Genomic DNA, 5,493 nt, shown 5'->3' with positions numbered 1-5,493 from the left:
GCGGTGCCCGGCCGGCCCTCGCGCATCCCCGTGCATCCGTCCCCGCACAGCCCCGCGAAGCGGCGTGCCGCCGTGGCGATCGCCCTGGCCGCGGCGGCGGTCCTGGGTTTCGGCGGCGCGGTCCTGCTCCTGGGACAGCGCACCGAGGACCGGGCCGTGCCGGACCCCCGCCCCACCACGAGCCCGCCCGCGGCCGAGCCCGTCGCGCCGCCCCAGCGGGCCCCGGCCGCCCCCGGGTTCCTCAGCGAGGGCGACTCGGGCCCGGAAGTGGCCGAACTCCAGGAACGCCTCCTGCGCATCCCGGACGTCTACCGCGACGGCGCCACCAGCGGCCGCTACGACGCCGTCCTGTCCGCGGCCGTCGCCCGGTTCCAGCTCTGGTACGGCGTCCAGGGCGACGAGACCGGCGTCTACGGCGACGACACCCGCCGCGCGCTGGAGTCCCGTACCGGGTGATGCCCGTCCGGCGCGTCCCGCCCGGTCAGCGGCCCGATTCCACCAGGGCCCGGGTGACCGCGCGCACGCTGCGCGCGATGTGCTGCAACTGCATGAGCTCGGCCGCGTACAGCTTGATCGTGTGCTCGATGACCCCTTCGTGCAGGCCGAGCCGCGGCAGGTCGGCCCGTGCCGTCTGGAGAGCGGTGCGCGCCACTCGGATCTCGTGCTCGACCTGGATCTGGGCGTGCCGCGCCAGCAGGACGGGGTGCCGGATGAACGCGGGGTAGCTCGCGTAGCGCGCCGGTACCAGCTCGCGCAGCCACTTGGCCGCCGAGCGTTCCCAGTCGTAGCTGCCGGGTGCCTTGACCTGGCAGGGCCAGTCCGGGCTGAGGCGCGTGGAGGTCACGGTCATGATCATCGCTTCCGGGTGTGCGGCGTCGCTGGGGTGGGCGACGGGTGGGGCGGCCCTGGCCCGGCGCGGCCGTCGGAGCGGGTAGGAGCCGGCGGGTTCGGGCGTTCGTGCGGGTGTCCGGTCGGGGCGGACGTCATCCGCTGCGAAGGTGTCTGGCTGCGCAGGGGCGGACCGTCGGCTTTCCGGGCGGAGCGGGTGATGACGGGGTGGGTACGGATCTCGGTCCGGAGCGGACATGTCGTGATCCGCCAGCAGTATTTATATATGCGATGTGGTTTGCAAGGCGTATGAAAACATTCATGCGTGCTTCGAAGGGGAAGGCCCACTCGAGGGCGCCGGCGGGGAGCGGCCCCTCGGGGGATCAGTCCCTGAGGAAGAACTGGTGCTGCTCGGCGACCTGCTCGTACTCGTCGAGCCGGGACCGGGACCGGGACCGCTCCGGGTCCGCGTCCGTCATGGCCTGGAGCAGCGCCGCGCACATCACACCCGGAGCCGCGTACGAGTCGAACGCCAGGCGTGATCCGGCGCCGGTGGCGAAGGCGACGTCGGCCTCGTCCGCGAGGGGGCCCAGCGCCAGGTCGGTGATCAGCGCGACCTTCGGTCCGGCGCCCCGGGCGACCCGCACCGCCGGCAGGGTCTCCTGGGCGTGCCGCGGCATGGAGAACGCCGGCACCCACGTGCCGCCGGCCTCCCGTGACTGCGGCAGCGCGTCGTAGGCGACGCTGCCGCCGCGGGTCACCAGCCGGACGTCCGGGTGGACACGGCGGGCGGCGTAGGCGAAGTACTCGGCCGGGGAGACGGAGATGCGCAGCCCGAGGACGGTCAGCGGCGTGGACGCCGCCGGCCCGCGGCCGGTCCCGACGACCCGGTCGGAACCGGCGAAATCCCGCCGCAGGTTCTCCAGGTTCCCGATCTCGGCGTCCACCGCCGCCTGCAACTCGTTGCCCCGGTTCTCCTCCGCGGGCCCGCCGGGGAGCGTGCCGAGCGCGATCACCTGGAGCCTCTCCCGCAGCGCGGGGTAGCCGCTGAAGCCGGCCACCGAGGCGAACCGGGTCACCGAGGGCCGGCTCACCCCGACCCGCTCGGCGAGGTCCGTGATCGACAGGAACGCCGCCTCGGTGAGGTGCTCGATCAGATAGCGGGCGATGCGCCGCTGGCCCGGGGAGAGCCGAGGCCGGTCGAACAGCGCGCGGAGCTGGGACGCCGGGGACACCTCCGCCTCCTCGTGCCCTTCCCCGAAGTGATCGCGGATGCCTGCGCGCGTGCCTGCTGCGGCGATGGCACCGGGGCGCCTCCTTCGTCTCCCACGAGGGGTCAATTCAGCTCACGCAGCGTGGCGGACAGGGGGGAGCGATGCGGGGGACACCGCACGGCCCCGGGCGAAGAGCGACCCACCGGTCCACCCGCCCGCCGACGGCACACGAGAGGCCCGCCCATCAGCGGTGCACACGCGGCACCGCCGACGCCGGGACCACGAGGTCCGCGTGGTCCCGGGTCCGCGCGACCAGTTCGGCGTTGGGCCCGTCCGAGCACGCGACCCAGGCCACCGCCTCGTCCTGGCGCTTGCCGAACTCCACGTGCCGGGCCACCAGCCGCCGCGCCCGCTCCTCCTCGTCCAGCTCGCAGAACCAGACCTCGTCGAGCTGCGACCGCACCCGCGCCCACGCACCGGTGTCCAGCAGCAGATAGTTCCCCTCCGTCACCACCAGCCGGGCCGTCGGCGGCACCGGAACGGCCCCCGCGACGGGCTGCTCCAGCGTCCGTTCAAAACCGGGCGCGTACACGACGTCCCCGTACGGCTCCTCGCGCAGCCGCCGCAACAGGGCCGCGTACCCGGCCGCGTCGAAGGTGTCCGGGGCGCCCTTGCGGTCCCGGCGGCCGAGCCGGTCCAGTTCGGCGTCGGCGAGGTGGAAGCCGTCCATCGGGACGTGCGCGGCCCACGGCTCCCCGGCGCCGTTCAGAGCCCGCACCAGCTCCCCGGCGAGCGTGGACTTCCCCGCCCCGGGGCTGCCCGCGATGCCGAGCAGCGCGCGTCGGCCGTCCCGGCCGAGGGCCCGGGCGCGGTGGAGGAGATCGTCGAAGGTCGGCGTCACACGGGAGAGTGTGTCACTCGCCCGCCGCCCGGACGGCGCCCGCGGTCCCGTCGCCGTCCGCTTTTCGCCGCGTGCTGTCCGCCGGGACGCGGGATCATGTCCGGTATGACGGATCTGGGTCTGCCCGAGAACATCCTGGCCTGCCTCTTCGATCTCGACGGTGTCATCTCCAGGACTGCCGCGGTCCACGCGGCGGCCTGGAAGCAGGCGTTCGACGCCTTCCTGCGCGAGCGGGACGGCGCGGATTTCCGGCCGTTCACCGACGCCGACTACGCCGAGTACGTGGACGGCCGCCCGCGGGTCGACGGCGTACGCACCTTCCTCGCTTCCCGCGGCGTCGGCCTGCCCCTGGGCGCGCCGGACGATCCGCCCGGCACCGCGACCGTGCACGGGCTCGCCCGCCGCAAGAACGAGCTGTTCCTGGAAAGGATCCGCAGCGGCGGAGTGGAGGCCTACGAGGGCACGTTGCGCTACATCGAGGCGGCTCGCGCCGACGGCCTGCGCACCGCCGTCGTCTCCGCCAGCGCCAACTGCCGGGACGTGCTGCACGCCCTCGACGCCGAGCACCTCTTCGACGCCCGCGTGGACGGTGTGGTCGCCGCGGAACGCCACCTTCCCGGCAAGCCGCACCCCGACACCTTCCTCGCCGCCGCCCGGGATCTCGGCGTCCCGCCCGGCCGGGCCGCCGTGTTCGAGGACGCGCTGGCCGGCATGGACGCGGGCCGCGCCGGCCGCTTCGGCTACGTCGTCGGCGTGGACCGCGTCGGCCGGTCGGCCGCGCTCTACGCCCATGGCGCCGACCGGGTCGTGACGGACCTCGCCGAGCTCACCGGAGAACCCCGGGAACCGGGCGAGCGGTGACCGCGATCGTCGCCCCGCCTGCCCCTGCGCGCCCCGCGGGTTAATTTGTTTCTGTTTGCGCGCAAGCGACCGGCAGGAACGGCGGCACACGGGACGAGGGACGGACGATGGCCGACGGCAAGGGTGCCCTTCTCGCCACAGGACGGCGACGCGTACGCGCACGCACGTCCTCGCCGGGTGCACCACGTTCCACGGACGGCACCGTACCGCTCGCCCTTCTCGCCGCCGTCTTCACCGTCGCTCAACTCGTCCTCGTCCGTCCGGCGCTGGGACTCGGCTGGGACGAGATCGTCTACGTCAGCCAGGTCACCTCCCACCACCCGACCGCCTTCTTCAGCGCCCCGCGTGCCCGGGGCGTCTCCCTCCTGGTGGCGCCCATCGTCTCCTGGTCGGAGTCCACCGCGCTGCTGCGCGTCTACCTCGCCCTCCTGTCCGGCCTGGGCCTGTACCTGGCGCTGCGTGCCTGGCGCGGCCTGTTCCCCACCCGGGTCCTGGTCACCGCCGGCGCCTTCTTCGCGTCCTTGTGGGTGACCCTCTTCTACGGTCCCCAGGCCATGCCCAACCAGTGGGTCGCGATCGGCGCCCTGATCGCCGTCGGCTGCTTCCTGAGGTACCACGCGGACCGCTCGGCACGCGGGGCGCTGTGGGGCGTCGCGGCGGGGGCCGTGCTGATGGCGCTGATGAGGCCCACCGACGCCGTATGGGTGACGATCCCCCTGCTGGTCCTCGCCCTGGCAGGTCGGCACGTCCGCCTTCTGGCCGCACTCGCGGCGGGCCTCGCGGTGGGCGCGGCCGAGTGGGTGGCCGAGGCCTACGCCTGGTACGGCGGCCTGGGGGAGCGGTTGGCCGAGGCCTCCCGCATCCAGGGCGGGCTCGGTCTGCAGATCGCCGTCGACGACCAACTGCGCAGCCTGGGCGGGCGGGGGCTGTGCCGCCCGTGCACGGGGACGATGCCCCATCCGGTGATCACCCTCTGGTGGTTCGCCCTGCCGCTCCTGGCCGTCCTCGCGCTGGTCGTCGCCGTACGGGCCCGGCGCGCCCTGCGCACCGTGCTGCCGCTGGCCTGCGCCGCCACGGCCGCCCTCCCGTACCTCTTCATGATCGGGTACGCGGCGCCCCGCTTCCTCCAGCCCGCCTACGCCCTGCTCGCGATCCCCGTCGCCGACGCGCTGTGGCACCTGGTCAGGACACCGGCCGGGGCGTGGCGGCCGGTCGTGACGTCACTGGTCGCGCTTGCGCTGGCCGGCCATCTGGCCGTACAACTGGCCGTCCTGATGCACACCGTGGACCGCAACACCGACAGCCGCCGGGACTGGGCCCGCACCGCCGGCGAACTGCACCGGCTCGGCGTCCGACCGCCCTGCCTGATCACCGGCCACGAAGCCATCCCCGTGGCCTACTACGCCGGCTGCTCCTCCGGCGGGACGGGCGGGAACAACGAGAACACCACAGTGGCGGAGATACTGAGCACCGCCGACCGCGTCCCCGTCGCCACGCTCATCGGCCCCGGCGGAACCCCGCCCGGCTACGCCCGCGCCTGGCCCCCGCACACGATCGGTGACCTCCAGGTCAGGATCGCGCCGACGCCGGAGCAGGGCGCCCCGAAGGGCGCGGCCGCGGACGGGCCGGAGTGAGGGCCGGGGACGGGACGAGCAGGGCAAGGGCCGGAGCCGGGGCCGAGGGGCAGGG

The 5,493-nt window shown here is 74.3% G+C and carries 5 protein-coding genes and 1 pseudogene; 3 read left to right on the top strand and 3 right to left on the bottom strand.

Translation table 11 applies throughout. The features are described 5' to 3' along the window. Positions 1–456, top strand: a 456-nt coding sequence (locus AOK11_RS33540; RefSeq protein ID WP_240497589.1) for a peptidoglycan-binding domain-containing protein, incomplete at its 5' end; no start/stop codon positions are given. Between the two features lie 25 nt (positions 457–481). Here AOK11_RS33540 and AOK11_RS33535 read toward each other — a convergent pair. The 3 genes and pseudogenes from AOK11_RS33535 to AOK11_RS33525 all read right to left on the bottom strand — a co-directional run bounded on the left by AOK11_RS33535 (position 482) and on the right by AOK11_RS33525 (position 2,943). Then, on the bottom strand, positions 482–856 hold the full coding sequence (locus AOK11_RS33535; RefSeq protein WP_055597445.1) for a hypothetical protein: 375 nt from the start codon (positions 854–856) through the stop codon (positions 482–484). Between the two features lie 355 nt (positions 857–1,211). Next, a pseudogene (locus AOK11_RS33530) lies at positions 1,212–2,134 on the bottom strand (MurR/RpiR family transcriptional regulator). Positions 2,135–2,286: 152 nt separating this feature from the next. Next, positions 2,287–2,943, bottom strand: coding sequence for a nucleoside/nucleotide kinase family protein (locus AOK11_RS33525; RefSeq protein WP_055597443.1), 657 nt, complete (start codon positions 2,941–2,943; stop codon positions 2,287–2,289). A gap of 105 nt (positions 2,944–3,048) precedes the next feature. Here AOK11_RS33525 and AOK11_RS33520 point away from each other — a divergent pair, with 105 nt between their 5' ends. Beyond that, the gene (locus AOK11_RS33520; RefSeq protein ID WP_055597446.1) at positions 3,049–3,804 is read left to right on the top strand and encodes a beta-phosphoglucomutase family hydrolase; all 756 of its coding nucleotides are present in this window, start codon (positions 3,049–3,051) and stop codon (positions 3,802–3,804) included. A 107-nt stretch (positions 3,805–3,911) separates the two neighbouring features. Continuing rightward, positions 3,912–5,438, top strand: a complete 1,527-nt coding sequence (locus AOK11_RS33515) for a hypothetical protein (protein WP_055597442.1) — start codon at positions 3,912–3,914, stop codon at positions 5,436–5,438. Positions 5,439–5,493: the final 55 nt, after the last annotated feature.

Origin of the sequence: Streptomyces hirsutus (assembly GCF_001418415.1) — a bacterium.
GTDB classification, from domain to species: Bacteria; Actinomycetota; Actinomycetes; order Streptomycetales; family Streptomycetaceae; genus Streptomyces; species Streptomyces hirsutus.
Note: the sequence above shows the minus strand (reverse complement) of the source record. Positions and strands in the feature narration are given on the sequence as shown.